We start from the raw sequence: 24,023 nt of genomic DNA, 5'->3' as shown, positions 1-24,023 counted from the left end.
GGACGAGGGATGAGGAGTGGACGGGTCAGGAGGCGACGGATGAGGAGGAGCCCAGGATGACCGCTCTGCTGCTCGCCGCGCTGATGGGACTGGCCGTCGGAGGCATCCTCCTCGGCGTCCGCATGTACCGCGCGGAGGCCAAGCTCCCCGGCGACATGGCCCTCGCGCTGGAGGTCGGCGGGACCCGCGTCTCGAAGGCGGACTCGGCCGTCGACCGCCTCGGCATGCGCTTCGCCCCGCTCGTCCTGCGCCTGATGGGCCCCCGCAGGGTCGACGCCAAACGCCGCCGCATCGACATGGCGGGCAACCCCGGCGGCCTGACCCTGAACCGCTACGCGGCCCGCCGGGCGGTGTACGGCGTCTTCGGCGTCCTGCTCTTCCTGATCTTCCTCTCCAACGGCCGGACCCTCTTCGCCCTGATGGCCCTGGCGTTCGGCCTGCTGGCCGCCGACGCCCTGATCTGGCAGGCGATCCGGGAACGCAAGGAGGTCATCGACCGTACCCTCCCCGACTTCCTGGACGTCCTGGCGGTCGTGGTGTCGGCGGGCCTCGGTTTCCGCCAGGCCCTGGAGCGCGTGGCCGACCACTACGAAGGCCCATGGGCGGACGAACTCCGCATAACCCTTCGCCAGATGGACATGGGCGTCAGCCGCCGCCAGGCCTTCGACGAACTGCGCAGGCGCAACTCCTCCGAGCAGGTCGCCCAGTTCGTCTCGGCGCTCCAGCAGGGCGAGGAGCTGGGCTCCCCGATCGCGGACACCCTGATCCAGCTCGCCACGGACATGCGCCGCACGGACGCCCAGAACTCCCGCCGCCGGGCGGCGAAGACGATCCCCAAGGCGACGATGGTCACCCTGGTCTTCATGCTCCCGGCCACGATGATCCTCATCGCCACGGGCATGTTCCTGGGCTCGGGAACGAACTTCGGCTCGATCCTGGGACGCTGAGATGGCGCGGCGCTGGAGGTACGGGCGAGTCGGGCGCCCTGTTGAAGGGCCCCGTCAGGGGCCCCTTCAGGGGCGCGGGGCTGTGACATTTGGCGGCTCCGCCGCGGGGCGCGCCCAGCCACATCCGGCCCGCAGCCAACGAACTACCCTTTTCCCCGGCGGCTCCGCCAAGCCGGCCGCAGGCTACTTCGCCGACGACGCGGCGGCGCCGGACGGCATCCGCCTCCAACTCAACGCCCTCCAGGCCCTCTGCCGCCAGGCATTCGCGATCCGCCTCACCCTGATCGCGATAGGCGCCCCCTTCGCGACGGCGAACGCCGCGGACGGCTTCCCCCGTCACGCGGTCCTCACCGCCGCGGTCCTCGGCGTCATGGGCTCGTACGCCATGCTCAGGGACTGGGACAGATGCGCGCCGCAGCTCCTCGCCCACCCCACCCTCATGGCGGTGGACCTGTTCTTCGGCGCGGTACTGCTGCTCACGGCGTCCCCCGCGTCCCCCCTCGCGTACGCGGCGGTCTGCACCCCGCTCCTCTCGGGCCTGCTGTACGGCTGGCGTGGCTCCGGAGTGTTCACGGGGCTGCAGCTGGTGGTCCTGCTCACGGTGTTCAGGGCGTGGGAACACCGCCCGGGCGCCGGTGCCAGCACCCTCCTCATCGCTGGGTTCTGCGTCGCGGCGGGCGTCATCGGCGTCACCCTGCGCAACCTGATGTTCCGCTTCGGCACGGCAAGCCAGGCACTCGCGGAGGCGAACTCCCGCCTGGCGGTGGCGGAGGCGGTGGAGTCCGAACGCGCCCGCCTGGCACGAGAGATGCACGACTCCGTGGCGAAGACCCTGCACGGCCTCGCCCTGTCGGCGGAGGCCCTGGCGGTGGCGGCGGACAACGAGACGAACCCCCGCACCCTCAAGTCCCAGGCGACCGCGGTGGCGGGAGCGGCACGCAGGGCGGCGACGGAGTCCAGGGAACTCCTGACGGACCTGCGGGCCCACACGGCCATGTCCCACCCACCCATGGACATGGTGACGGAACTGGCGTCAAGGGTGGCGGACTTCGAGTCCCGCACGGGCATCAGGGCAACCTTCGCCCACCGTCCGGACCCCCACCATCCGGACCCCCACCATCCGGACCCCCACCGTCCGGACCCCCACCGTCCGGACCCCCACTGGCAGGGCCCGGCCGCCACCCTCCCCCCGGGGGCGGCCCGCCAACTCCTGGCGATCGCCTCGGAGGCGCTGGAGAACACCCACCGCCACGCGAAGGCGACCACCGTGCGTGTAACTCTGGAGTGTTCGCGGTCCGCCCTGTGCCTGACGATGCGGGACGACGGCGAGGGCACGGCCGTCTCCCTGGACGACGTACACGTCCTGGCGAATACCGGCCATTTCGGCCTGCTGGGAATGCTGGAGCGCGCGGCGTCGGTGGCCGCCGAGCTCCAACTGCACAGCACCGCACACGGAGGCACGGAGGTCACGCTGACCGTCCCCTGTGCCCCCACCGTCCCCGCACCCCTCCCACGCTCTCCCCAAGAGGAGGCCGCACATGCCTGACCAGGCACTTCCCGGCCCGCTCCTGCGCGTGCTGGTGGCCGACGACAACCCGGTCGTACGGGCCGGTCTCGCGGCCCTCCTGACGGCCCACCCCGACCTCCGCGTCGCGGCCCAGGCGTCGAACGGCGCGGAGGCGGTCGCCGCCGCGACCTGTCACGCTCCCGACGTGATCCTCCTGGACGTACGCATGCCCGGCACCGACGGCCTGACCGCGCTTCCCCGGCTGGCCCGGCTGGCACCGGTGATGATGCTGACGTACAGCCGTGAACCCGAGGTGGTGGCCGAGGCGTTGCGCCGGGGCGCGGCCGGCTATCTCGTGCACGGCGAGTTCACGGCGGACGAACTGATCACCGCGGTACGGGACCTGGGCGACGGGACGGCGACCTTCACCTCGTCCGCCGTCGATGTGTCGGATTCGCTCGGTGTTTCGTACGAACCGAACCAAAGCTCTTCGCAGCTGCAATCGGTTGTGGCACAGTCGTGGAAGGCTCGCCCCGCCTACGCGACGGGACTCCACCGCCGCGGCCACAACCGCCTGGATCACGACCTGAGTTCACGGGAGGTGGAGGTCATGGATCTCATCGCGGCCGGCATGAGCAATCAGCAGATCGCCGCCACGTGCTTCATCAGCGAGAAGACGGTGAAGAATCACATCAACCGCATCTTCGCGAAGCTGCACAGTTCTTCACGCAGCGAAGCGATCGCCTGCTGGCTGGGGACGGCCCACGGGGGGTGGAACCGATGACTCCGACGAGGAGAAGTTGGGCCCCTGGACCCACCCGCAGTAGGCGGATTCTCACGTACGGTGCGCGGGAAGGTAGTGGTTTTGGGTGGGAGGGAAGGGGACGTGATGGCGAGGAACTGGACGCTCAGGGCGACAGTGGGCATGGAGCAGGCGCTGGCGACCTGGGCGCGGACCGTCTCCGCCCGTGTGCGCGGCCGGGACCGGGACGCGGGAGCGGGGTTCGTCGAGTACGCGGGCCTGATGATCCTCATCGCCGGAATCTTCACGTTGATCGACGGGCTCGGGCTGGACGGCCAGATCTCGGGAGCGATCGGCGACGCGGTCGCGGATGTCGTCGGCGGTGGCTGACCCGACCCGGCTTCCAGGGTGACCGGGGGGCGACACTTCCCATCTCCATCTGGCTGACGGGGATATTGCTCTTCGCCGCGTTCGCCTTCTTCGCATTCGCCCAAGCGGCGTCCGCCCGGAACGGAGCCCAATCCGCGGCGGACGCCGCTGCGTTGGCTGCGGCGCAGGATTCCAGGGATGAGCTGATGGAAGGCCTGGAGGGTGCCATCGGCGTCGAGGACGACTGGCTGGACTGGCTCGACGGCGAAGGATTCGACGGCGCGGGAGCCGCCGCAGCGGCCGGTGAACTGGCCGCTGAGAACGACGCCACCGTAACGGGATTCGGGAACTATACGGCGGCTGGTTACCCCGGTTACCAGGTGGAGATCCAGACCAACTACACAGTCGGGGACTCCATCATTCCGGGCACGGAGGGCATGCGCGCGAACGCCGATGCCGCGGCCGTCATCAAGCCCCGCTGCGACTTCGACGTGCCTGACGATCCGAAGGACGTCGTCGAATTGGACTGTGACGGCGACATTTTGGATATCGACCCCGAAGATTTCGATTTGGACGACCTTCCCGACGCATCCGTGCTGTTCTCTGTGCAACTGGCCGAGTGAAAGGAAGCCGTACCGATGAACATTCGGCGCACCACGAAGGGCCGCACGGTACTGACCGCCGTGGCGATCACGACTGGGCTGGTCCTCACGGTGGCCGGCTGCGGTGGAGGTGGTGACGACGACAAGCCCGACAAGGCCGCGTCGTCGTCCACGTCCGGCAGGAGCAACGACGACGCCAAGGACGAGGAGTCGAAGGCCCCGGCGGAGAACCAGGTGCTGGCGGAGTCCAAGCAAGGGGACATCTCGCTCGCCATCACGTCGGCCGTGCGCGACGAGGGGGGCTTCCTGACCGTGTCCGGCACGGTCACCAACAACGGTTCGAGGCTGTTCGTGGCGGCGGACTGGCGCGGCGACGAGAACGAGTTGCGGCAGAACGCCTCATCCGTCGCCGGCGCGAGCCTGGTCGACCAGACGGGCAAGAAGAAGTACCTCATCCTCCGTGACACCGAGGGCCGGTGCCTCTGCACGCGCTTCGTCGGCGGAGTGAAGTCGGGGGAAACGGCCGAGTGGTACGCCCAGTTCCCCGCCCCACCCGAAGACACCGCCAAGGTCTCCTTCCAGGTCGGCTCGATGCCCCCGGCCTCCGTAGAGATCTCCGAGGGCGAGTGACCATGCCCCTCACCCCCCGCACCGCGTCGGTCACCCTCACCGCCCTCGCGACCCTCGTCTTCATGACGCCGCTGACCTCGGCCCACGCGGAGGACGAGGACCCGAGCGCCCCGCCGGGCAGTGTCACCACGTCCCCGCCACCGGAGGTGGACGCGAACAGCCCGGGGCTGAAGCTGGCCGACGGCGCGACGCTCGCCGCCGCGCGGGTGCTCGACATCAAGTCGGTCGTCGAGGACCTCGGCGGGGAGGAGCGGCGCGAGGACACGAACGAGAACGTGACGTTCGCGCTCCAGGCGGAGGTCCTCTTCCCGAAGGACAGCTCGAAGCTCAACCCTGAGGCGAACGCCCGCATCGCGGCGATCGCGAACGAGATCAAGTCCCAGAACGCCACGAACGTCCGCGTCTTCGGCTTCACGGACAACCTCGGCTCGTACGCCCACGGCCTGACCCTCTCCAAGCGGCGGGCTGAGGTCGTCCACGAGGAACTGGCCTCGAACCTCGGCGGAATGAACGTCACCTTCGTGGTCCGCGGCTACAGCGAGGACTACCCGATCGCCGACAACACCTCGGAACAGGGCCGCAGGAAGAACCGCCGGGTGGAGGTGACGTTCCCGAAGGAGGGCTGAAACAGGTTGAGCCCCACCCGCCCCCCGGGTAGGAACAGGCCATGACCTCACTCGGTGCTGTTTTTCGGCCTCAACTGCCACCAGAACGTCTGCGGGAGCTGGCCCGCGCCGCGGACGACGCCGGGCTGGAGGAGCTCTGGCTGTGGGAGGACTGCTTCCTCGAAGGAGGCATCTCCGCCGCCGCGGCCGCCCTCGCCTGGACCGATCGGCTCCGCGTCGGAGTCGGCCTCCTCCCCGTGCCGCTGCGCAATGTCGCCGTCACCGCCATGGAGGCCGCCACCCTGCACCGGCTCTTCCCCGGCCGGCCCGTCCTGGGCGTCGGCCACGGAGTGCAGGACTGGATGGGGCAGGTCGGCGCTCGGGCCGAGTCGCCCGTGACGCTCCTGCGCGAGTACCTCGCCGCCCTGCGCGCCCTGCTCGCCGGTGAGCGCGTCACCACCGACGGCCGGTACGTGAAGCTCGACGGCGTCGCCCTCGACTGGCCGCCGCCCGCCCCCGTGCCGATCCTCGCCGGAGCCACCGGCCCCCGTTCCCTCAAGCTCACCGGAGAGGCCGCGGACGGCACGATCCTCACCGCGAACACGCCACCCGACGGCGTACGCAAGGCCCGTCAGCTCATCGACGAGGGGCGCGCGGCGGCCTCCCGTACCGACGCCCCGCACACCGTCGTCGTCTACCTCCTCACTGCCACCGGGCCCGGCGCCGCCGCCCGTCTCCACGCCGAACTGGAGGCCGAGGGCGTGGCATCGGTCCCGGACCTCGGTGTCGCCGGGGACGCCGGTGCCGTCGCCAAGGCCGTGCAGCGCCTCACGGAGGCAGGCGCCGACACGGTCATCCTCCAGCCCACCGCCGACGAACCGGACCCCGAGGCCTTCATCCGCTTCACCGCCGAAGAGGTACGCCCCCTCGTGCCCTGAACGACGGCGACGGCGACGGCGGCGGCCCGGCGACTGTCAGTACCCGCTGCCAGACTCCCTCGGTATGACTGATGACACGCGCGTACGGCTGAGGCCCGTGAAGGAAGCCGATCTGGAGGCGTTCTTCGAACAGGAGCAGGACCCCGAGGCGACCCGCCGGTCGAGATTCCCCGCCCGGCCGCGCGGGCGCTTCATGACCCACTGGGCCACCCGCATCCTCGGCGACGACACCGTCCTCGTACGGACGGTCGACGTGGACGACGCCCCGGCCGGTCACATCGTCGCCTGGTGGGAAGAGAGCGGGGACGGGAAGGAGGACCGGCGGTTCGTCGGGTACTGGCTCGGACGGTCCTACTGGGGCAGGGGCATCGGCACGCAAGCCCTCGCCCTGTTCCTCCGCGAGGAGAGCAACCGCCCCCTCTACGCGGACCCCTTCACCGAGAACACCGCCTCGGTCCGCCTGCTGGAGCACCACGGCTTCCGCCCCGCCGGCACGATCCGGCACGGCGACGAAGTCCACGCCCTCCTCGTACTCGACGAGGATCCGACCAGCGCTCCGGAGTAGCCCGTAGCCCGGCAGGAAACCTGTCGCGACCCGCACGCACCTCCTGTCACCATCGCCCGATGAGCTCCTTCCATGAACTCGTCACCGAAGCCGAGGCCGTCCCCACCGACGGGTGGGACTTCTCGTGGTTCGAAGGGCGGGCCACCGAGGAACGCCCCTCCTGGGGCTACGCGCGCGCCATGGGAGAGCGCCTCGCCACCGCGGACGCCGCCCTCGACATCCAGACCGGGGGCGGCGAAGTGCTGGCCTCCGCGCCGAAGTTGCCGAGGCTCACCGTCGCCACCGAGGGCTGGCCGCCGAACGTCGCCAAGGCCACCGCCCTGCTCCAGCCGCTCGGCGCCGTCGTCGTCGCCGCCCCGGAGGACGCCCCGCTGCCGTTCGGCGACCAGGTCTTCGACCTCGTCGTGAGCCGGCACCCGGTGACTCCGCACTGGACGGAGATCGCCCGCGTCCTCAAGCCCGGCGGTACGTACTTCGCCCAGCACGTGGGCCCCGGCAGCGTCTTCGAGGTCATCGAGTACTTCCTCGGTCCGCAGGCGGAGGCCGGGCGCGGCGACCGCCACCCCGACCGCGAGCGGGCCGGCGCCGAGGCGGCCGGCCTGCGGATCGTCGACCTGCGGGCGGCGCGGCTGAGGATGGAGTTCCACGACATCGGAGCCGTCGTGCACTTCCTGCGGAAGGTGGTGTGGATGGTGCCCGGCTTCACCGTCGACCGGTACCGGCCCCAACTCCTGCGCCTGCACGAGCAGATCGAGGCGCAGGGCCCGTTCGTGGCCCACAGCACCCGCCACCTCATCGAGGCCCGCAAGCCCACTGCCTGACCGCTGACCGCCGGCCGCCGACTGCTGATCGTCGACCGCTTGCCGCCGATCGTCGGCCGCTGGCCGCCGACCGCTGATCGTCGAGCACCGACCGCCGACCGCCGACCGCCGACCGCCGACCGCCGAGCACCGAGCACCGAGCACCGAGCACCGAGCGTCAGGCGGTCACGTCTCGTCCCGCAGTCCCAGCCGCAGATGCTCCACGTGATGCAGCGCCTGCTCCAGCAGTTCCGCCACATGGTGGTCGTACAGCGCGTACACGATCGACCGTCCGCGGCGCTCTCCCGTGACGAGCCCCAGGTTCCGCAGCAGTCGCAGCTGGTGGGAGCACGCCGACTGTTCCAGGTCCGCGGCCTCGGCGAGTTCGCCGACCGCGCACGGGCTCTCCCGCAGGCGAGCCAGGATGCGCAGCCGGGAAGGCGTGGCCAGGGCCTGGAGCGTCGCCGCGACGTCCGCGGCGCCGACGGCGTCCAGACGGTCGCGGATGCTGCTCTTCGCATCCACTCCATGACCCATGCCGCCATCGTAGCGAGACGGCCGCGCCGACCATCGAAATCCCTCAGGTACAAATGAAGACATATTCATGTGTTCCTGTATGGTGGCGCTCGTGCAGCCCGCCCACACCCGCCTCCTCGCCCTGCCCGAAGCACGCTGGGCCGCCGTCTCCACGGTGGCCTTCCTGCTCGCGCTCCCGCTCCACCTGCTCGGCGCGAGCGCCTGGCTGTGGGGCCCGTTGTACGCCGCCGCCTATCTGGCCGGCGGCTGGGAGCCCGCGCTGGAAGGGCTCAGGGCGCTGCGCGGGAAGACCCTCGACGTCGACCTGCTGATGATCGTCGCGGCGCTCGGCGCGGCCTCGATCGGCCAGGTCATGGACGGCGCCCTGCTCATCGTCATCTTCGCCACCTCGGGCGCGATGGAGGCGCTGGCCACCGCCCGCACCGAGGACAGCGTCCGCGGCCTCCTCGGTCTGGCACCCCCGACCGCCACCCGGCTCCGGCCGCACCCCGTGAGCGGTGCGGCGGGAGAAGGGGAGAGGGAGGAGACCGTCGAGGCGTCCGCGCTCGCCATCGGCGACGTGATCCTCGTACGCCCCGGTGAGCGCGTCGGAGCCGACGGACGCGTCCTCGACGGCGTGAGCGACATCGACCAGGCGACCATCACCGGCGAACCCCTGCCCGTACCGAAAGCGGTGGGCGACGAGGTCTTCGCCGGCACCCTGAACGGGACCGGCGCCCTGCGCGTCCGCGTCGAACGCGACCCCTCCGACACGGTCATCGCGCGGGTCGTCGCCCTCGTCGAGGAGGCGTCCCGCACGAAGGCCCCCACTCAGCTCTTCGTCGAGCGGATCGAACACCGCTACGCGCTCGGCATGGTGGCCGCGACCGTCCTCGTCTTCGCCGTCCCTCTCGCCTTCGGCGCCGACCTCACCGGGGCGCTCCTGCGTGCCATGACCTTCATGATCGTGGCCTCGCCGTGCGCGGTGGTCCTGGCGACGATGCCGCCGCTCCTGTCGGCCATCGCCACCGCGGGCCGCCACGGCGTGCTCATCAAGTCCGCCGTGGTGATGGAACGCCTCGGGCAGACCGACCGGATCGTCTACGACAAGACCGGCACGCTCACCGAGGGCACCCCCCACCTCGTCAAGATCCTCCCCGAGCCCGGTTTCTCGGAGAACGAGCTGCTCTTCCTCGCGGCCGCCGCCGAGCACCGCAGCGAGCACCCGCTGGCCCGCGCGATCGTGGCCGCCGCGCACGACCTCCCGCGCGGCGAGACCCCGGGGGAGGCGTACGACTTCCGGTCCGCGCCCGGCTGCGGAGTCACGGCGACCGTCGCCGGACGCGAGGTGGCGGTCGGTTCGCCCGAGCGGCTGGGGGAGGGGGCGCCGGTCCCCGACACCGACGGCACGGCGGTCGTGGTGCGCGTGGACGGCGTACGCGCGGGCTGGCTGCTCCTCGCCGACCGGATCCGCCCCGGCGCCCCCGAAGCCGTCACCGCGCTGAACCGCCTCACCACCGCCCCGCCCACCCTCCTCACCGGCGACAACCTCCGGGCCGCCCGTTCCGTCGCCGAGCGGACCGGCATCCCGTCCGACGGCGTACGCGCCGGCCTGCTCCCGCACGAGAAGGCCGAAGCGGTACGGGAGCTGGGCGGCCGGGTGCTCCTCGTCGGCGACGGGGTGAACGACGCCCCCGCCCTGGCAGCCGCCCACACCGGTGTCGCGATGGGCCGGGCGGGCTCGGACCTGGCCCTGGAGACCGCGGACGCCGTACTCGTCCACGACGACCTCACCGCCGTCCCCAAGGCGGTCGCCCTCTCCCGGCGTGCCCGGCGGCTGGTCGTGCAGAACCTGTGCCTGGCGGGGGCGTTCATCGGCGTGCTGGTCGTCTGGGACCTGGTGGGCCATCTGCCGCTGCCCCTCGGCGTCGCGGGCCACGAGGGCTCCACGATCCTGGTCGGGCTCAACGGCCTGCGGCTCCTCCGGGAGAGCGCCTGGCGCGAGTAGGTTCCCGAGCACTCGCCCCGAGCACTCGCCCCCAAGCACTCGCCCCCAAGCCCTCGCCCCCGAGCACTCGTCCCCGAGCACTCCTCGTCCAGTCAGGCGTGCGCCCCCGCCGTCACCTTCCCCACCACGAGCTCCGGCCTCGCCTCCAGGATCTCGCCCACCCGCTCGACCTGTTCGCCCAACTCCCTCTCCTGCGCGCCGGTCAGCCGGCCCAGCGGCTCGACCGTCACCGTCGTCCGCTTCCCCTGCCGCCGCTGGTGCCAGACCCCCGCGATCACCCCGTCGACGAGCAGCACGGGAAAGTTCCCCGCCTGTCCGCGGGCCAGGGCCCGCTCGTAGGCGGCGCCGGGGAACATGCGCTCACGCGGCTGGGCGGCGACGGCGTACGCGTCGAAGTAGGGGAGGAGCCGCACGCCCCGTACGGGCTCGGTGGGAAAGTCCTTGTCGCCCGCCACCACCCAGGCCGGTGCCCCCTCGAAGTCGACCTCCTCGATCCCGCCGGACGCGGCCAGCGACGAGAAGAGGGCGGCGGCCCACCCCCGGGGCGCGGCGGCCCACTTGGCGAAGTGCTGCGGCGTCGCGGGACCGTACGTGGACAGATAGTGGCGTACGAGGATGGCGAGAGCCTCGTCGGCGGGGAGCGGGTCGAAGTGCGGCGGGCGGGTGTACGTCGCCTTGCGGCCCCGGTCGGGGGCGAAGCACAGGGCGCCGGACTGGCCCGCGCGGTGCATCACCTGGCGCCAGCGCGGCCACTTGCCCTGGAACGCCTCCATGACGAGGTCCCCGGCCCACGGGCCGGTGCGGGCCACGACCTCCTCGGACAGCTCGTCGATGGTCAGCCGCCGTCCGTCGAGGGCGTCGCCGACCGCGGCGACGACCTGCTCCTCCTGTTCGGCGGTCATGCGCACCGCCGGGTTCGCGCTCGTACTGCTCGGCACGGCCGTCAGGGCGGCGGTCCAGAAGGGCAGTTCGTCGGCGGCGAGGAGATGGATCGTGCCCCGCGGGCCGTACGTCTTCACCAGGCTCCGGTCCTCCCACAGGGCCGACCGCACGTCCTGGCGGGTCGTGCCGCCGCCGAGTCGCAGGGCCAGCGAGAGCTCGGCGGCCGACAGCACCTGCGCGTGCACGGCGAGCAGGGTGGACGCGACCGCGGCGACGGACGTCCCGGACCGCGCGGGCGAGCGCAGCAGCTGACGTCCGTAGCGCCGCGCGCTCGCCTCGTCCCAGGTGACCCTCGTGATCCTCGATGTCATGGCGGCGACGCTAGAGGGCAAGTAGGTCAGATCCTGGCCGCTGGGGCCGGTGGCCGCATCACCTGAGGTCCGCATGTGGGCAAATGGTGGGCAACCGCCCGATGAAGGGAATTACCTGCTGTAAACACTCAAGTGGCAGCAAAGAATGCCAACCGCCTTCCCGGGTCGATGGGGGTGGCTGTAAAAATCCCTGAAACGCACACAGAGTTTCCACATCGTTATGCCGTTTGGCTCATTCCGCTCTTCGGGGTCCCGTAAGTTCGGACCAAGGCAATTCGCGTCAGCAAAGCTGCGCGGGACGGCGCCGCGCAGCGGAGGGGGCTGCGCGGTGCCCGCCGCACCCCTTGATTCCCGGGGGCGGAGGTGATCGTCGCCCGGCCGCGTCACTCTTGGGGCGTACGTCCGAGGCGGATGGGTCAACGCCTCATATCCTCGTGCGAACCCCCTGGTTCTCTTCGAATTCTCCTCGATCTCCTTCGAATTCGCTGGGAATCGGCCATGATCTGCCACTGAATGAACGCTTCCACTCCCACGCAGACGGTGTCAGCCGACTCCGGAGAGTAGTTGTGGCACGCCGATGCGCGCGACATCACTTACGAAGGGTTATGGTGGAACCCCCCCTCGGGCCGGTCCGTCTCCCCCCCACGGACCGGCCCGTTTTTTTGTGCGCCGACACGCGCCGGGCGTACGCCCCGGAGCCGCCGTCGTGCCGAGCCGGGCGTCCTCACCCCCCGCGAATGCGCCCGGCCTGCCCCCGGCCTGCCCCCGGCCTGCTCTCGGACCGCGCGGCGGTCCGCCCGCCGTCAGCCCGCGGTCCGCCCGGACCCCGCACCCGGTCCGTCCGTCGGCCGGGAGCCCTTGTACCCCTAGGGGGACGGGCGCTCCAGCGGGGGTAGGGTGTCGCCCTCGGGGACTGCCATCTGCACGGAGGGGCTGACGAAAACGTGAACCTGCGCGACAACCTGCGCCGCTTGCTGGTCAGGTTCTATGCACGCAGGGTGGAAGGCCACCTTGACCACGACCAGGTGCCCAAGCACATCGGGGTCATCATGGACGGCAACCGGCGCTGGGCGAAGGCCGCCGGCAGCACCGCCGCCCAGGGGCACCGGGCCGGAGCGCACAAGATCGAGGAGTTCCTCGGCTGGTGCTCCGAGACCGACGTCGAGGTCGTCACCCTCTGGCTGTTGTCCACGGACAACTTCGACCGGCCCGAGGAAGAACTCGTACCGCTGCTCGGCATCATCGAGAACGTCGTGAGTTCCCTCGCCGCCGACGGCCGCTGGCGCGTGCACCACGTCGGCACGCCCGACATCCTGCCCTCGCAGATGCAGGCCACCCTCAAGGAGGCCGAGGAGTCCACCGCGCACGTCGGCGGAATACTGGTCAACGTCGCCATCGGCTACGGCGGCCGGCAGGAGATCGCCGACGCCGTGCGCTCGATGATGCTCGACCACGCCGACAAGGGCACCTCGCTGGAGAAGCTCGCCGAGGACGTCACCGTCGACATGATCGGCAAGCACCTCTACACCAGCGACCAGCCCGACCCCGACCTCGTGATCCGTACGAGCGGCGAGCAGCGGCTGTCCGGATTCATGCTCTGGCAGACGGCGCACTCCGAGTACTACTTCTGCGAGGTCTTCTGGCCGGCCTTCCGCAAGGTCGACTTCCTTCGCGCCCTGCGCGACTACGCGGCCCGCCACCGGCGCTACGGCGGATGAGGGACCGAGGCGGCCCCGCCGCCAGGGGCTGCCGCAGGACCGGGGATTGGTCCTTTGGGGTGGAAGTAATGAGGAGTTCACCAGGGCGCCGTCATGTGTGCTGGCATGGCATGGCTCGTTCGAGGGCATAAAGCCTCCAGGTCGACGCCCGAATCACGGGTGTCGGATCTCAGCGGACGGCACGGGGCCGTCCGCCCGGGAGGCCCTTTGCACCAGCGCGACCGTGCGGTCAGTACGGACGAGGCGGAGGGCCGGTTCACGGCCCGTGCATCGGAGCCGGAAACCGGCCGGGATTCTTCCCGCCCACCTCCCAGCCTCTCCTCCGTCGCTCCCCGACCTCATCCGAGGGGGTACGTCCTTCCGTGGTGACCAGCACAAAGCGCCGTATGCCAGACCGGCGCACCTATGTTCTCGACACCAGCGTCCTGCTGGCCGACCCGCACGCCATGAACCGCTTCGACGAGCACGAAGTAGTGCTGCCGATCGTCGTGGTCACGGAATTGGAGGCCAAGCGGCACCATCCCGAGCTCGGGTACTTCGCCCGGCAGGCCCTGCGTCTGCTCGACGAGTTCCGGGTGAAATATGGCCGTCTTGACGCCCCCATCCCCACGGGGGAGTTGGGCGGGACGGTCCGTGTCGAGCTCAATCACTCGGACCCCAGCGTGCTGCCGAGCGGCTATCGCCTGGGGGACAACGACTCCCGCATCCTCGCGGTCGCCCGCAATCTGCAGGCGGAGGGTTTCGACGTCACGGTCGTGTCGAAGGACCTCCCGCTGCGGATCAAGGCCTCCTCGGTCGGGCTCCTCGCCGAGGAGTACCGGGCGGAACTCGCCATCACAGGCTCCTCCGGCTGGACCGGAATGTCCGAACTGACGCTCTCCGGCGAACAGGTGGACCTCCTCTTCGACCAGGAGAGCCTGTACGTCCCCGAGGCGTCCGACTTCCCCGTCCACACGGGTCTGATGATCCAGTCCGAGCGCGGCAAGGCGCTCGGACGTGTGACGGCCGAGGGCAACGTCCGGCTCGTACGCGGTGACAGGGAGGCCTTCGGCATCAAGGGCCGCAGCGCGGAGCAGCGCATCGCGCTGGATCTGCTCCTCGACCCGGACATCGGGATCGTGTCGATGGGCGGCCGGGCCGGCACCGGAAAGTCGGCGCTCGCCCTGTGCGCGGGCCTGGAGGCCGTGCTCGAACGGCGCCAGCACCAGAAGGTGATGGTCTTCCGGCCGCTGTACGCGGTCGGCGGGCAGGAGCTGGGCTATCTGCCCGGTTCCGAGTCCGAGAAGATGGGCCCCTGGGCGCAGGCGGTCTTCGACACGCTGTCCGCGGTCACCAGCCGCGAAGTCATCGAGGAGATCACCGCGCGCGGCATGCTGGAGGTCCTGCCGCTCACGCACATCCGGGGCCGCTCCCTCCATGACGCGTTCGTGATCGTGGACGAGGCGCAATCCCTGGAACGGAACGTCCTGTTGACCGTTCTGTCCCGAATCGGCTCGAATTCACGGGTGATCCTGACCCATGACGTGGCCCAGCGGGACAACCTCAGGGTCGGCCGGTACGACGGAGTGGTGGCCGTCGTCGAGAAACTGAAGGGGCATCCGCTCTTCGCGCACGTCACCCTCACCCGGTCCGAGCGGTCCCAGATTGCCGCCCTTGTGACCGAAATGCTGGAGGACGGACAGATCTGATCCTGGCTGCACCCACCCGTCCCGGTCTGTCCGACGGGTGGTCGATGCACGGTAGTTGGCGCCGTCCGGCAAAGGCCAAGAGCCTAGCCGGGCGGCGTCGCCGTGCGCGCTCGTTTCCGGAAAAGTTCTCAGGCAAACGAGGTGTGAGCTTTCACACCCAGCACAGAATTGCCTCCCGGCGCCGGGGTACGGCAGAGTCTCACTCCTGTCAGGCCCCGCATACGACACACCTGTACCCCCAGCGGCACAGCACAGCAAGAACCTCAGAACTCCATAACGCCGTCGTATGCCGCCCGCGCACCAAGCGGCGCTCCCTGCAAGGGAGTTGCCCACCGGGCCCGTGCCTCCCGTGACCCCGCAGTTGGGAGGCCAGTGCAAGGGGCAAGATTGCGTCCGCGAGGGTCACCTGTAGCGGTCGATGCTGGAAGGAAACCGTGTGAGCCGGATTTCGGTCCGTGGGCTCGCAGTGGCCTCGGCCACCGCAGTCACCGCTGTCGGCGCTGTTACGGGTGTTGCCTCGGGCAGCACCGCACCGGCGAGCGATGACGCCGAGGCGACGGCAAGCGGCTCTACGCTCCTCGCGGACATACCCGCGGGCGCGCAGGCGCAGGTACAGACCGCCTCTCTGACTCAGCAGGCCGACTCCCAGGCGATCGCGGCCGACGCGACAGCCAAGAAGGACGCCGAAGCAGCCGCGCGCAAGCAGGCGGCCAAGGACGCGGTCGCCAAGCAGCAGGCCGCAGAGAAGGCCGAGAAAGAGGCGAAGGAGCGCAAGGAGGCCGAGAAGGTCGCCAGCCGTTCCGCCACGCGTGACGCCTCCAGCTTCACGGTCAAGGCGTCGTACACCGCCGCCGAGGTCCAGGAGATGGCCCGCCAGCTCGTCCCGGCGGACCAGTTCGCGTGCTTCAGCCGGATCGTCGACCACGAGTCCAGCTGGAACTACCAGGCGGACAACCCCACCTCCGACGCGTACGGCCTCATGCAGGCCCTGCCGGGTTCGAAGATGTCCTCGGCCGGTGCCGACTGGGCGACCAACCCGGCCACGCAGATCAAGTGGGGCCTGAGCTACATGGACGGCCGCTACGGCAGCCCGTGCGCCGCCTGGAACTTCTGGCAGGCCAACAACTACTACTGAGCCGCCGGCAGGCTCAACCCCGCGGAGCCCTTCACCGTCCTACGGTGAGGGGCTTCTGCCATGTACGGTCGATGCCGACGTCTCCAGGGACTCCAGGGAGGAGTGGTGGGGAGCAACGGGGGAAGAGGACGGTTCATGTCGCGAGTGCCAGGTTGGTTCGGCCGGATCGGTGCCGGACTCACCGAAGTAGGAGAACGGCTGGACGCGCGCCGCGCGGCAGCCGAGAAGGACGACGAGATCGACAGGGACGAAGAGGCCGGTACGGACTCCTCGTCCTTGTCCTCGCCCTCGTCGCTGTCGGGGTCGTCCCCCGCGGGCCCGGTCGCCCACGTCCGCCCGGACCCCGCCACCGCCGTCCCGTGGGGCATGCGGGTCGCGGCCGAGGCAGGCTGGCGGCTGCTCGTCCTCGCGGGCACCGTCTGGGTGCTGATGCGCGTCATCAGCGCCGTCCAACTGGTCGTCCTGGCCTTCGTCTCCGCACTGCTCATCACCGCCCTCCTCCAGCCCACGGTCGCCCGGCTGCGCAGATACGGGTTCCCGCGCGGCCTCGCCACCGCGCTCACCGCGATCCTCGGCTTCGTCATCATGGGACTGGTCGGATGGTTCGTGGTCTGGCAGGTCATGGAGAACATCAACAACCTCGCCGACCAGATCCAGGACGGCATCGACGAGCTCCAGCGCTGGCTGCTGAACAGCCCGTTCCACGTCACCGAGGACCAGATCAAGGACATCGCCAAGAGCCTGCGCGAGGCGGTCGGGGCGAACACCGAGGAGATCACGTCCGCGGGGCTCGAAGGCGTCACCGTCATCGTCGAGGCGCTCACCGGCATCCTCCTGACGATGTTCTCCACACTCTTCCTGCTCTACGACGGCAAGCGCATCTGGGAGTGGACGCTCAAGCTCGTCCCGGCGGCCGCGCGTCCGGGCGTCGCGGGAGCGGGGCCGCGGGCCTGGCGCACGCTCACCGCGTACGTCCGCGGCACGGTGATAGTCGCTCTGATCGACGCCATCTTCATCGGACTCGGCATCTTCTTCCTCGACGTCCCGATGGCCGTTCCGCTCGCCGTGTTCATTTTCCTCGGCGCGTTCATCCCGCTCGTCGGCGCGGTCATCTCCGGAGCGCTCGCGGTCGTCGTCGCCCTCGTCACACAGGGCGTCTTCACGGCCGTCATGACCCTCGCCGTCGTGCTGGCCGTCCAGCAGATCGAGGGCCACATCCTGCAGCCGTTCATCCTCGGGCGGGCGGTGCGGGTGCATCCGCTCGCCGTCGTCCTCTCGGTCGCGGCGGGCGGGATGGTCGCCGGGATCGGTGGCGCGGTGGTTGCCGTGCCGCTCGTCGCCGTCACCAACACGGTGGTGGGGTACTTGCGGTCCCACTCACGCGAGACGGCGCTGCGGCATTCGCCGGGGCCACACGGCTCGACGGCCGTCGCCGCGACCCCCGCACCCCCGGAGGACACGCCCCCGTCGGCGTAGGCCGGGTTTGTCGCCCCCGCCGCCCCTACCCGTTCCCGTCACTGACTCGGGGGCGCAGCCCCCGAACCCCCGGTCCTCAAACGCCGGACGGGCTGAAAGGCATCTTTCAGCCCGTCCGGCGTTTGAGGACAAAGGGGGCGAGGGGGCGCAGCCCCCATGTGTGGACGGGAACGGGTAGGGGCGGCGGGGGCGAAAACCCCGCGGAACTACTCCGCCAGGACCGCCTCCGCGTCCAGCGTGACCCCCACCGCCTGCACAACCGCCGCGATCTTGAACGCTTCCTGAATCGTCTCCCGGTCGACACCGGCCCGGCGGAGCACCTGCTCGTGCGAGTCAAGACACCGCCCGCACCCATTGATCGCGGACACGGCCAGCGACCACAACTCGTGGTCGACCTTCGCCACCCCCGGATCGCCGAGGACGTTCATCCGGAGCCCGGCCCGCAGCGTCCCGTACTCCGGATCGGAGAGCAGATGCCGCGTGCGGTGAAAGACGTTGTTCATCGCCATGACCGCCGCCGCGGACTTCGCCGCCGTGTACGCCTCGGGCGAGAGCTTCGCGTTCGCCTCCTCCTCCAGCTCACGCAGCACCCGCGGCGACCGCGAGGCGATGGCGCACACGAGCACCGTGCCCCACAGCTGCTGCTGCGGAAGGTCGGAGTCGCCGATGACCGAACCGAGGTTCAGGCGGAGGTCCTTGGCGTAGTCCGGAATCGCGGACTTCAGCGCGTCGAGGGACATGGGTCACGCACCGGCCAGGAGCTCGACCGGGCCGGGCGTGGTCTCGCCCTTGGCCCGGTCGCAGGGGCGCAGCTCGTCGGTCCGCAGCACGTCCGGGACCCGCAGGACCTCCTCGGGGTTACCGCCGGCACAGGCAGTCAGATCGAACTCACGGAACTTGTCACCGACAGTGAGCACGCGCTCTCCTCGCAACGAAGAACCCCCCTTTTTTTGAGGGGCTTTCCCATGGGTTGGACGCCGACGATCGTGGCACAGAGCGCATTGATCTTCAGGGACGCGCTGAAGCCGTTGCCGGTACGGGCGCTGTGACACCCGTACCGGCAACGGCTCGGTCCCTTCGCTTTCAGGGGCGCGGGGAACGGCGCTGTCTTTTCGCTTTGAGGGGCGCGGGGAACGGCGCAATCCTTTAAGGGGCGCGGGGAACGGCGCGACCAGCCATTGCGGACCCCAGCGGGGGCTACTCCGTGCGCAGCCCGTCCGGCCGCATCAGGCGTAGGAGCGGCGGGACGCTCAGGGCGGTCACCGCCAGGACCACCGCCGCGCCGATGCCCGTCATGGCCAGGACGCTCAGCCAGTCCACCGTCACCGGCGTGGCCGTCATCTTCAGCAGGACGGCGCCCAGGGCGAGGCCCACCACCGAGGCGAGGACCAGCCCCAGCGCGACCGGGATCGCCGTCTGCCACAGGACCGACAGGCTCAGCGTGCGGCGCCGGGTGCCGAACGCGACCAGCGCCGAGAGCAGCTTCTTGCGTTCGCGCAGCTGCTCCAGCTGGGAGACCAGCAGGCTCGCCCCGATCAGTGCGAGGACACAGGCCGCGCCGACGAACAGCCCGGTGCGGATGGAGTCGAAGCGGTCCGAGCGCTGACTTCCCGTGAACGTCATGGGCTCGGTGAGCGGGTTGATCTTCGCCGCGGTGTTGCGCACGATTTCCTGCCCGTCCGGGACCGTCCCGTCGAGCTTGAGGTAGATCACCCCGCTGCTCGCCGGAACCGCCGCGGCGGGCAACGCGCTCGTGGTGAACAGGAATCCGCCCCGCTCCCAGCCCGTCGGGTCCTTGCGCGGATCGGCCTTCTTGATGTCCTTCGGTACGGTCCAGGCCACTTCCGCACCCTTGACGACGTCGTCGTAGGTGGGGTCGATGACGAGCTTGCGGCCGGGCTTCGCGAACTTCGCGGTCTCCGAGTCGTACTCGGCGCCCTGCACGGCGAACACATCGCCCTCGCGGCACGAGGACAGCTTCGCCACCTCGCGCAGGGCGGCGCAGTCGCCGACCGTGATCCCCGAGGACGTGTCGGGGTTCTTCGCGCGCCCGCTCAGGGAGAGGTCGGACAGCGCGACCGCGCCGCGCACACCGCGGGTGTCCGCGAGCTCGGTCCTGGCGTCCGCGAGAGAGACGGACTTCGGTACGGAGACCTGCATCTGGGCGCGCGAGAGGTCCTCGCCCGTGGACTTCGTGTAGTCGCTCTCGACACCGGAGAACAGCATCTGCAGGGCGATCGCGCCGGCCACCGCCACCGCGATGCCGTTGACCATGCGGGCCGCGGTGCCGCTGCTCAACTGCAGCCTGCGGACGGCCAGCTGCCAGGAGACCGAGCCCGAGTTCAGACGGGCCACGACGGCCTCCACGACCCACGGCAGCAGCGCGGTGATGCCGACGAGGAGCAGGACGACACCGCCGGTCACCATGTACTCGTTGAAGTCGCCGTTGTCGTTGCCCTTCCCGATCATCGGGGTGAGCAGGCCGAGGCCGCCCAGCGGCAGCAGCAGCCGCCACCACAGCCGGCGCCGCGCGGGCCTGGCCGTACGCACCACGCCGAGCGGTTCGATGACCACGCCGCGCAGGGCGAGGAGCGTCACCGCCACCGCGGCGGCCGGGACCGCGACGGCGATCAGGACGGCGAGGACGGGCGTCGGGTCGAGGTAGCTCGGGAAGACGCTGATCCCGAAGAGCTCCAGGGAACCGGCGACCTGGCGGCCGATCAGGAAGAAGCCGACACCGAAGGCCAGCCCGAGGAAGGCTCCGGCGAGCGCCTCGCCCGCGGCGATCCGGCGGGTCATCCGGCCGTCCGCGCCGACCAGCCGCAAGGCGGCGAGCCTGCGGTCGCGACGCTCGCCGCCGAAGCGTACGGCCGCGGCGATGAAGACGCCGACCGGCATCAGCAGCACCACGAAGACCGTGAGGACGAGCAGGAGAAGGACCGGGTCCATCTCCTCCGCGGGCCCCTTCCTCGCGCCGAAGGTGTCGAGGCGCACGATGCGGGAGCCTTCGTCGAACTTCGCCAGGTCCTGGCCGCCCGCGTAGTAGGCGAGTTCGGCCGAGCCGATCAGGCCGCTCTCGGCGATGGTTCCCGTGACGCGGTACGGCAGCCGGTCGTGCAGCAGCTTGGCGTCCTTGGAGTCCAGCAGTTCCTTCAGCGCGGGGGAGACGACCATCTCGCCCGGCGCGGGGAACTTCTCGATGCCCGGCGGCAGCGGCGCCCGCAGGCCCTCCGGCTCCAGCTGGCGGCCGCGTACGTCCAGGCCGCGGAACTCGGTGTCGACGTTCGCGACCAGCACCGTGTTGTCGGACTTCGCCGGCTCGACGCCGTTCATCGCCAGGTCCATCCGCGCGTACTCGCGGTCGGACCGTGCCTGCAGCGCGCTCGGGATGGCCGTGGTGAGCAGCAGCAGCGCCACGCCGAGCCCGACACCGACACCGGTGAGCAGGACCCGTACCCAGCCCTCGCGACCGCCGGTGAACGCGAACTTGATGCCCATGGTGAGGTCCCTGGACCACTGCCGCAGCATCGGGGTCGCGTGGCGCGGATCGTCCCAGGCGGGCGGCTCCGGGGCGGCCTTCGGCGGGGCGGTGGCGGTCGACGGGCGGGCGCTCATACGGCGCGCTCCATGTCCCGGGACTTCCCGTCGCGTACGACGATCTCGCGGTCCGAGTAGGCGGCCACCCTGGTCTCGTGCGTGACGAGGACGACGGCGGCGTTGGCGGACCGGGCGGCGTCCGTGAGCAGTTCCATCACGCGCTCGCCGTTGAGCGAGTCGAGGGCGCCGGTGGGTTCGTCCGCGAACAGCACCCGCGGGCTGGTGACCAGGGAACGGGCCACGGCGACACGCTGGCCCTGGCCGCCGGAGACCTCGCCGGGCCGCTTGCCCGCCAGGTCGTCGACCTCCAGCCGCTCCATCCAGGCCAGTGCGGTGCGCTCGGCCTCCTTGCGGGAGGTGCCGTTGAGACGCAGCGGCAGGGCCACGTTCTCGACGCAGGTCAGCTCCGGCACCAGCTGGCCGAACTGGAAGACGAACCCGAACTGCGAGCGCCGCAGCGCGCTGCGCTGGGAGTCGTTCATGGTCGCCATCTCACGGCCGTTGTACGTGATCGAGCCCGAGTCGGGCGTCACGATGCCGGCGAGGCAGTGCAGGAGGGTCGACTTGCCGGAGCCCGAGGGGCCCATCACGGCGACGACCTCGCCCGGGTGGATGGAGAACTCGGCGCCGTCGAGGGCGTTGGTGGGGCCGTACGCCTTGCGCAGGTCGTGGGCCACGAGCAGGGAGCCTGCGGGGGTGGAGGTCATCGGGTCACCGCTTCAGCGAGTTTGCCGAGGCGCGCGGCGGTGAGTTCCAGCCATCGCAGGTCGGCTTCGAGATGGAAGAGAGCGTGGTCGCAGATCAGCTGGTCGGCGAGATCGCCCTTGCGTTTGCGGTCGGTGAGGATGCGCATCATGCGCAGGTGTTCCGAGCGCTGGGTGTCGAGGATCTCGGACGCGTCGCGGTGCGTCAGGAGGGCGAGGACGACCTTCGTGTAGAGGGTCGACTGGAGATACGGCTCCGGCTTCTCCGGCGTCGCGAGCCACCGCTGGACGTCGGTGACGCCCGCCTCGGTGATCGCGTACCGCTTGCGCTCGGGGCCTTCGCCCGCCTCTATCCCGTCGACCTCCACGAGGCCGTTCTTCAGCAGCCGGGACATCGTCGAATAGACCTGGCCGTAGTGGAGCGGCCGGTCGTGACCGAACTTCTCGTCGAAGGCCCGCTTGAGGTCGTAACCGTGGCGGGGCCCGGACTCCAGGAGCCCTAGGAGCGTGTGACCGATGGACATGCGGAGCACTCTACACAGTGCGTATACACACCGTGTATACGCACTGTGTAGACCTGTGCCCGAACGGTGCCCGGCATATGCGTCCCGCCAGGTCAGACGCGATTGTCACGGTTCTGCGACCGCTTCCCTGCGGGGCTTGGGTCGGATGTGTGGTGCGGGTCCGGTGGGGGTGGGCCGCGCAGTTCCCCGCGCCCCTGGGTGGGACGGGGCGAAGCCCCTCCCCGAGGGGCGCGGGGAACTGCGCGATCAGCCCCCACCGGACCCGCACCCGAATGAAGGGGCGCGGGGAACGGCGCAGCCCGCCTGCCTACTCCTCCCCCTCCCCGGAGAGGGGAGGGCGGCCCCGGCGGGGGATCGGGCCCGCCCCGCCGGGCAGGCGTCCCGCCTCGCCCAGCGCCCGCCGCAGCAGGAACTCGATCTGCGCGTTGGCCGAGCGCAGCTCGTCCCCGGCCCACCGCGCCAACGCCTCGTACACCAGCGGATCCAGCCGCAACAGCACCTGCTTGCGCTGCTGCTGCGCCCGCCGCCGAGCAGGGGGATCGAGGGGGTCGGGGGGATCAGGGGGAGTCGGAGGCGCCCCCTCCGGAGACGGACTCACTGGTAGAGGGACCCCGTGTTCAGAACGGGCTGCGGCGCCCGGTCCCCGCACAGCACCACCATCAGATTCGACACCATCGCCGCCTTCCGCTCGGAGTCCAGCTCCACGATGTCCCGCTCGGAGATCCGCGCGAGCGCGGCCTCCACCATGCCGACCGCCCCGTCCACGATCTGCCGCCGCGCGGCCACGACCGCCCCCGCCTGCTGCCGCTGGAGCATCGCCGAGGCGATCTCGGGCGCGTACGCGAGATGCGTGAAGCGGGACTCGATGATCTGCACGCCCGCCGCGTCCACCCGGGCCCGCAGCTCGACCGCGAGCTTCTCGGTGATCTCCTCCGCGTTGCCGCGCAGCGACAGGCCTTCCTCGTCGTGGGCGTCGTACGGGTACTCGATGGCGATGTGCCGTACGGCCGCCTCGGTCTGGGTGGCGACGAACTCCAGGAAGTCGTCCACCTCGAAGCTCGCCTGCGCGGTGTCCTCGACCCGCCACACCACGACGGCGGCGAGCTCGATCGGGTTGCCGTAGGCGTCGTTGACCTTGAGGACGGCCGTCTCGTGATTGCGTACCCGCGTCGAGATCTTCGTACGGGAGGTGAGCGGGTTGACCCAGCGCAGCCCGTCCTCGCGGATCGTGCCGCGGTAGCGGCCGAAGAGCTGGACGACGCGGGCCTCGCCGGGCGCCACCATGTTCAGGCCGCACATGGCGATGAAGGCCGCGAGGCCGATCAGGATGCCGGCCACGATGAGCACGGCCTTGCCGCCGGTGGCGTCCACCGCGGTGGCGGAGACGACCAGCGCGGCGCCCAGCAGTAGTCCGAGGAGTCCGAGCAGCAGCGCGAGCCCGCCGCCGATGCTGTGCGCGGCCACCTCCCGTACGCGCGGAGTGGGCATCTCGGGTACGTCGGCGCGGTCTACGTCGGCGCGGTCCGGAGAGTCGGGTGCGGACATGGGTGTTCCCCCGTTTCGTGGTGTTTTCGCCCGGCGCGCGGACGCGCCGGGCTCGATCCGTCTGGCTATCTAAGTGATATCACTTTACCCGCCACGGCAACCTTCCACTCCCGCGAATCGTCGGTTCCATAGGGGTGGGTGCTGATTCTCACGT

At 70.5% G+C, this 24,023-nt stretch carries 24 protein-coding genes; 15 read left to right on the top strand and 9 right to left on the bottom strand.

Annotated features, from left to right (window positions below; translation table 11 throughout):
• Positions 1–56 precede the first annotated feature (56 nt).
• The 10 genes from C6Y14_RS31520 to C6Y14_RS31475 all read left to right on the top strand — a co-directional run bounded on the left by C6Y14_RS31520 (position 57) and on the right by C6Y14_RS31475 (position 7,726).
• Complete coding sequence (locus C6Y14_RS31520) at positions 57–947, top strand: DUF5936 domain-containing protein (RefSeq protein WP_107020275.1); 891 nt, start codon at positions 57–59, stop codon at positions 945–947.
• A gap of 82 nt (positions 948–1,029) precedes the next feature.
• The gene (locus C6Y14_RS31515; RefSeq protein WP_225891369.1) at positions 1,030–2,493 is read left to right on the top strand and encodes a sensor histidine kinase; all 1,464 of its coding nucleotides are present in this window, start codon (positions 1,030–1,032) and stop codon (positions 2,491–2,493) included.
• Complete coding sequence (locus C6Y14_RS31510) at positions 2,486–3,238, top strand: response regulator (RefSeq protein ID WP_107020273.1); 753 nt, start codon at positions 2,486–2,488, stop codon at positions 3,236–3,238. Before C6Y14_RS31515 ends, C6Y14_RS31510 begins: the two co-directional genes overlap by 8 nt.
• 141 nt (positions 3,239–3,379) lie before the next feature.
• Positions 3,380–3,586: a hypothetical protein gene (locus C6Y14_RS31505; protein WP_107020272.1), complete on the top strand. Its 207-nt coding sequence runs from the start codon at positions 3,380–3,382 to the stop codon at positions 3,584–3,586.
• Positions 3,583–4,188, top strand: a complete 606-nt coding sequence (locus C6Y14_RS31500; RefSeq protein WP_225891380.1) for a pilus assembly protein TadG-related protein — start codon at positions 3,583–3,585, stop codon at positions 4,186–4,188. The genes C6Y14_RS31505 and C6Y14_RS31500 overlap by 4 nt, the downstream gene beginning before the upstream one ends.
• 15 nt (positions 4,189–4,203) lie before the next feature.
• Positions 4,204–4,797: a hypothetical protein gene (locus C6Y14_RS31495; RefSeq protein WP_107020271.1), complete on the top strand. Its 594-nt coding sequence runs from the start codon at positions 4,204–4,206 to the stop codon at positions 4,795–4,797.
• A gap of 2 nt (positions 4,798–4,799) precedes the next feature.
• Positions 4,800–5,423: an OmpA family protein gene (locus C6Y14_RS31490; protein ID WP_107020270.1), complete on the top strand. Its 624-nt coding sequence runs from the start codon at positions 4,800–4,802 to the stop codon at positions 5,421–5,423.
• Positions 5,424–5,464: 41 nt separating this feature from the next.
• On the top strand, positions 5,465–6,340 hold the full coding sequence (locus C6Y14_RS31485; RefSeq protein ID WP_107020269.1) for an LLM class flavin-dependent oxidoreductase: 876 nt from the start codon (positions 5,465–5,467) through the stop codon (positions 6,338–6,340).
• Between the two features lie 64 nt (positions 6,341–6,404).
• Positions 6,405–6,905: a GNAT family N-acetyltransferase gene (locus C6Y14_RS31480; RefSeq protein WP_107020268.1), complete on the top strand. Its 501-nt coding sequence runs from the start codon at positions 6,405–6,407 to the stop codon at positions 6,903–6,905.
• A 59-nt stretch (positions 6,906–6,964) separates the two neighbouring features.
• Positions 6,965–7,726, top strand: coding sequence for a class I SAM-dependent methyltransferase (locus C6Y14_RS31475; protein WP_107020267.1), 762 nt, complete (start codon positions 6,965–6,967; stop codon positions 7,724–7,726).
• A gap of 165 nt (positions 7,727–7,891) precedes the next feature.
• Here C6Y14_RS31475 and C6Y14_RS31465 read toward each other — a convergent pair whose 3' ends face one another.
• Positions 7,892–8,242 carry an ArsR/SmtB family transcription factor gene (locus tag C6Y14_RS31465; RefSeq protein WP_107020266.1) on the bottom strand — a complete coding sequence of 117 codons (351 nt, stop codon included), beginning with the start codon at positions 8,240–8,242 and terminating at the stop codon, positions 7,892–7,894.
• 67 nt (positions 8,243–8,309) lie between these two features.
• Between C6Y14_RS31465 and C6Y14_RS31460 the strand changes: the two genes are divergently transcribed.
• Positions 8,310–10,229, top strand: a complete 1,920-nt coding sequence (locus tag C6Y14_RS31460) for a heavy metal translocating P-type ATPase (RefSeq protein ID WP_107020265.1) — start codon at positions 8,310–8,312, stop codon at positions 10,227–10,229.
• A gap of 92 nt (positions 10,230–10,321) precedes the next feature.
• Here C6Y14_RS31460 and C6Y14_RS31455 read toward each other — a convergent pair whose 3' ends face one another.
• A complete protein-coding gene (locus C6Y14_RS31455) occupies positions 10,322–11,482 on the bottom strand; it encodes a winged helix DNA-binding domain-containing protein (RefSeq protein WP_107020264.1) in 1,161 nt (386 codons plus the stop codon).
• Between the two features lie 944 nt (positions 11,483–12,426).
• Between C6Y14_RS31455 and C6Y14_RS31450 the strand changes: the two genes are divergently transcribed.
• From C6Y14_RS31450 to C6Y14_RS31430, 4 genes are all read left to right on the top strand, one after another.
• Complete coding sequence (locus C6Y14_RS31450) at positions 12,427–13,200, top strand: isoprenyl transferase (RefSeq protein WP_107020263.1); 774 nt, start codon at positions 12,427–12,429, stop codon at positions 13,198–13,200.
• 362 nt (positions 13,201–13,562) lie between these two features.
• On the top strand, positions 13,563–14,888 hold the full coding sequence (locus C6Y14_RS31440; RefSeq protein ID WP_107020261.1) for a PhoH family protein: 1,326 nt from the start codon (positions 13,563–13,565) through the stop codon (positions 14,886–14,888).
• Positions 14,889–15,324: 436 nt separating this feature from the next.
• Positions 15,325–16,023 (top strand): aggregation-promoting factor C-terminal-like domain-containing protein, encoded by a 699-nt coding sequence (locus C6Y14_RS31435; RefSeq protein ID WP_450152398.1) that lies wholly within the window; start codon positions 15,325–15,327, stop codon positions 16,021–16,023.
• A 135-nt stretch (positions 16,024–16,158) separates the two neighbouring features.
• Positions 16,159–17,499 (top strand): AI-2E family transporter, encoded by a 1,341-nt coding sequence (locus C6Y14_RS31430; protein WP_107020259.1) that lies wholly within the window; start codon positions 16,159–16,161, stop codon positions 17,497–17,499.
• A gap of 206 nt (positions 17,500–17,705) precedes the next feature.
• Here the strand turns inward: C6Y14_RS31430 and C6Y14_RS31425 are convergent, their stop codons facing one another.
• The 7 genes from C6Y14_RS31425 to C6Y14_RS31400 form a co-directional block, all read right to left on the bottom strand.
• The gene (locus tag C6Y14_RS31425) at positions 17,706–18,239 is read right to left on the bottom strand and encodes an alkyl hydroperoxide reductase (RefSeq protein WP_107020258.1); all 534 of its coding nucleotides are present in this window, start codon (positions 18,237–18,239) and stop codon (positions 17,706–17,708) included.
• Between the two features lie 3 nt (positions 18,240–18,242).
• Positions 18,243–18,416 carry a hypothetical protein gene (locus tag C6Y14_RS44270; RefSeq protein ID WP_159074342.1) on the bottom strand — a complete coding sequence of 58 codons (174 nt, stop codon included), beginning with the start codon at positions 18,414–18,416 and terminating at the stop codon, positions 18,243–18,245.
• A gap of 280 nt (positions 18,417–18,696) precedes the next feature.
• Positions 18,697–20,997, bottom strand: coding sequence for an ABC transporter permease (locus tag C6Y14_RS31420; RefSeq protein WP_107020388.1), 2,301 nt, complete (start codon positions 20,995–20,997; stop codon positions 18,697–18,699).
• A gap of 113 nt (positions 20,998–21,110) precedes the next feature.
• Complete coding sequence (locus tag C6Y14_RS31415) at positions 21,111–21,803, bottom strand: ABC transporter ATP-binding protein (RefSeq protein WP_107020257.1); 693 nt, start codon at positions 21,801–21,803, stop codon at positions 21,111–21,113.
• Positions 21,800–22,324 (bottom strand): PadR family transcriptional regulator, encoded by a 525-nt coding sequence (locus C6Y14_RS31410; RefSeq protein ID WP_107020256.1) that lies wholly within the window; start codon positions 22,322–22,324, stop codon positions 21,800–21,802. Before C6Y14_RS31410 ends, C6Y14_RS31415 begins: the two co-directional genes overlap by 4 nt.
• A 307-nt stretch (positions 22,325–22,631) precedes the next feature.
• Positions 22,632–22,922: a hypothetical protein gene (locus tag C6Y14_RS31405; protein ID WP_318658071.1), complete on the bottom strand. Its 291-nt coding sequence runs from the start codon at positions 22,920–22,922 to the stop codon at positions 22,632–22,634.
• Positions 22,919–23,869, bottom strand: coding sequence for an SPFH domain-containing protein (locus tag C6Y14_RS31400; protein ID WP_107020254.1), 951 nt, complete (start codon positions 23,867–23,869; stop codon positions 22,919–22,921). The genes C6Y14_RS31405 and C6Y14_RS31400 overlap by 4 nt, the downstream gene beginning before the upstream one ends.
• Positions 23,870–24,023 lie beyond the last annotated feature (154 nt).

It is taken from the genome of Streptomyces dioscori (assembly GCF_003024195.1).
Lineage (GTDB): Bacteria > Actinomycetota > Actinomycetes > Streptomycetales > Streptomycetaceae > Streptomyces > Streptomyces dioscori.
The sequence above is the reverse complement of the archived record's forward strand: the minus strand, read 5'-3'. Positions and strand labels throughout refer to the sequence as shown.

Coding starts and splice junctions, on each gene's coding strand:
- C6Y14_RS31495 (WP_107020271.1), top strand. CDS start 4,204: ATGAACATTCGGCGCACCACGAAGGGCCGCACGGTACTGACCGCCGTG.
- C6Y14_RS31475 (WP_107020267.1), top strand. CDS start 6,965: ATGAGCTCCTTCCATGAACTCGTCACCGAAGCCGAGGCCGTCCCCACC.
- C6Y14_RS31430 (WP_107020259.1), top strand. CDS start 16,159: ATGTCGCGAGTGCCAGGTTGGTTCGGCCGGATCGGTGCCGGACTCACC.
- C6Y14_RS31520 (WP_107020275.1), top strand. CDS start 57: ATGACCGCTCTGCTGCTCGCCGCGCTGATGGGACTGGCCGTCGGAGGC.
- C6Y14_RS31455 (WP_107020264.1), bottom strand. CDS start 11,482: ATGACATCGAGGATCACGAGGGTCACCTGGGACGAGGCGAGCGCGCGG.
- C6Y14_RS31465 (WP_107020266.1), bottom strand. CDS start 8,242: ATGGGTCATGGAGTGGATGCGAAGAGCAGCATCCGCGACCGTCTGGAC.
- C6Y14_RS31505 (WP_107020272.1), top strand. CDS start 3,380: ATGGAGCAGGCGCTGGCGACCTGGGCGCGGACCGTCTCCGCCCGTGTG.
- C6Y14_RS31480 (WP_107020268.1), top strand. CDS start 6,405: ATGACTGATGACACGCGCGTACGGCTGAGGCCCGTGAAGGAAGCCGAT.
- C6Y14_RS31485 (WP_107020269.1), top strand. CDS start 5,465: ATGACCTCACTCGGTGCTGTTTTTCGGCCTCAACTGCCACCAGAACGT.
- C6Y14_RS31425 (WP_107020258.1), bottom strand. CDS start 18,239: ATGTCCCTCGACGCGCTGAAGTCCGCGATTCCGGACTACGCCAAGGAC.
- C6Y14_RS31420 (WP_107020388.1), bottom strand. CDS start 20,997: ATGGGCATCAAGTTCGCGTTCACCGGCGGTCGCGAGGGCTGGGTACGG.
- C6Y14_RS31410 (WP_107020256.1), bottom strand. CDS start 22,324: ATGTCCATCGGTCACACGCTCCTAGGGCTCCTGGAGTCCGGGCCCCGC.
- C6Y14_RS31460 (WP_107020265.1), top strand. CDS start 8,310: ATGTGTTCCTGTATGGTGGCGCTCGTGCAGCCCGCCCACACCCGCCTC.
- C6Y14_RS31400 (WP_107020254.1), bottom strand. CDS start 23,869: ATGTCCGCACCCGACTCTCCGGACCGCGCCGACGTAGACCGCGCCGAC.
- C6Y14_RS31415 (WP_107020257.1), bottom strand. CDS start 21,803: ATGACCTCCACCCCCGCAGGCTCCCTGCTCGTGGCCCACGACCTGCGC.
- C6Y14_RS31510 (WP_107020273.1), top strand. CDS start 2,486: ATGCCTGACCAGGCACTTCCCGGCCCGCTCCTGCGCGTGCTGGTGGCC.
- C6Y14_RS31490 (WP_107020270.1), top strand. CDS start 4,800: ATGCCCCTCACCCCCCGCACCGCGTCGGTCACCCTCACCGCCCTCGCG.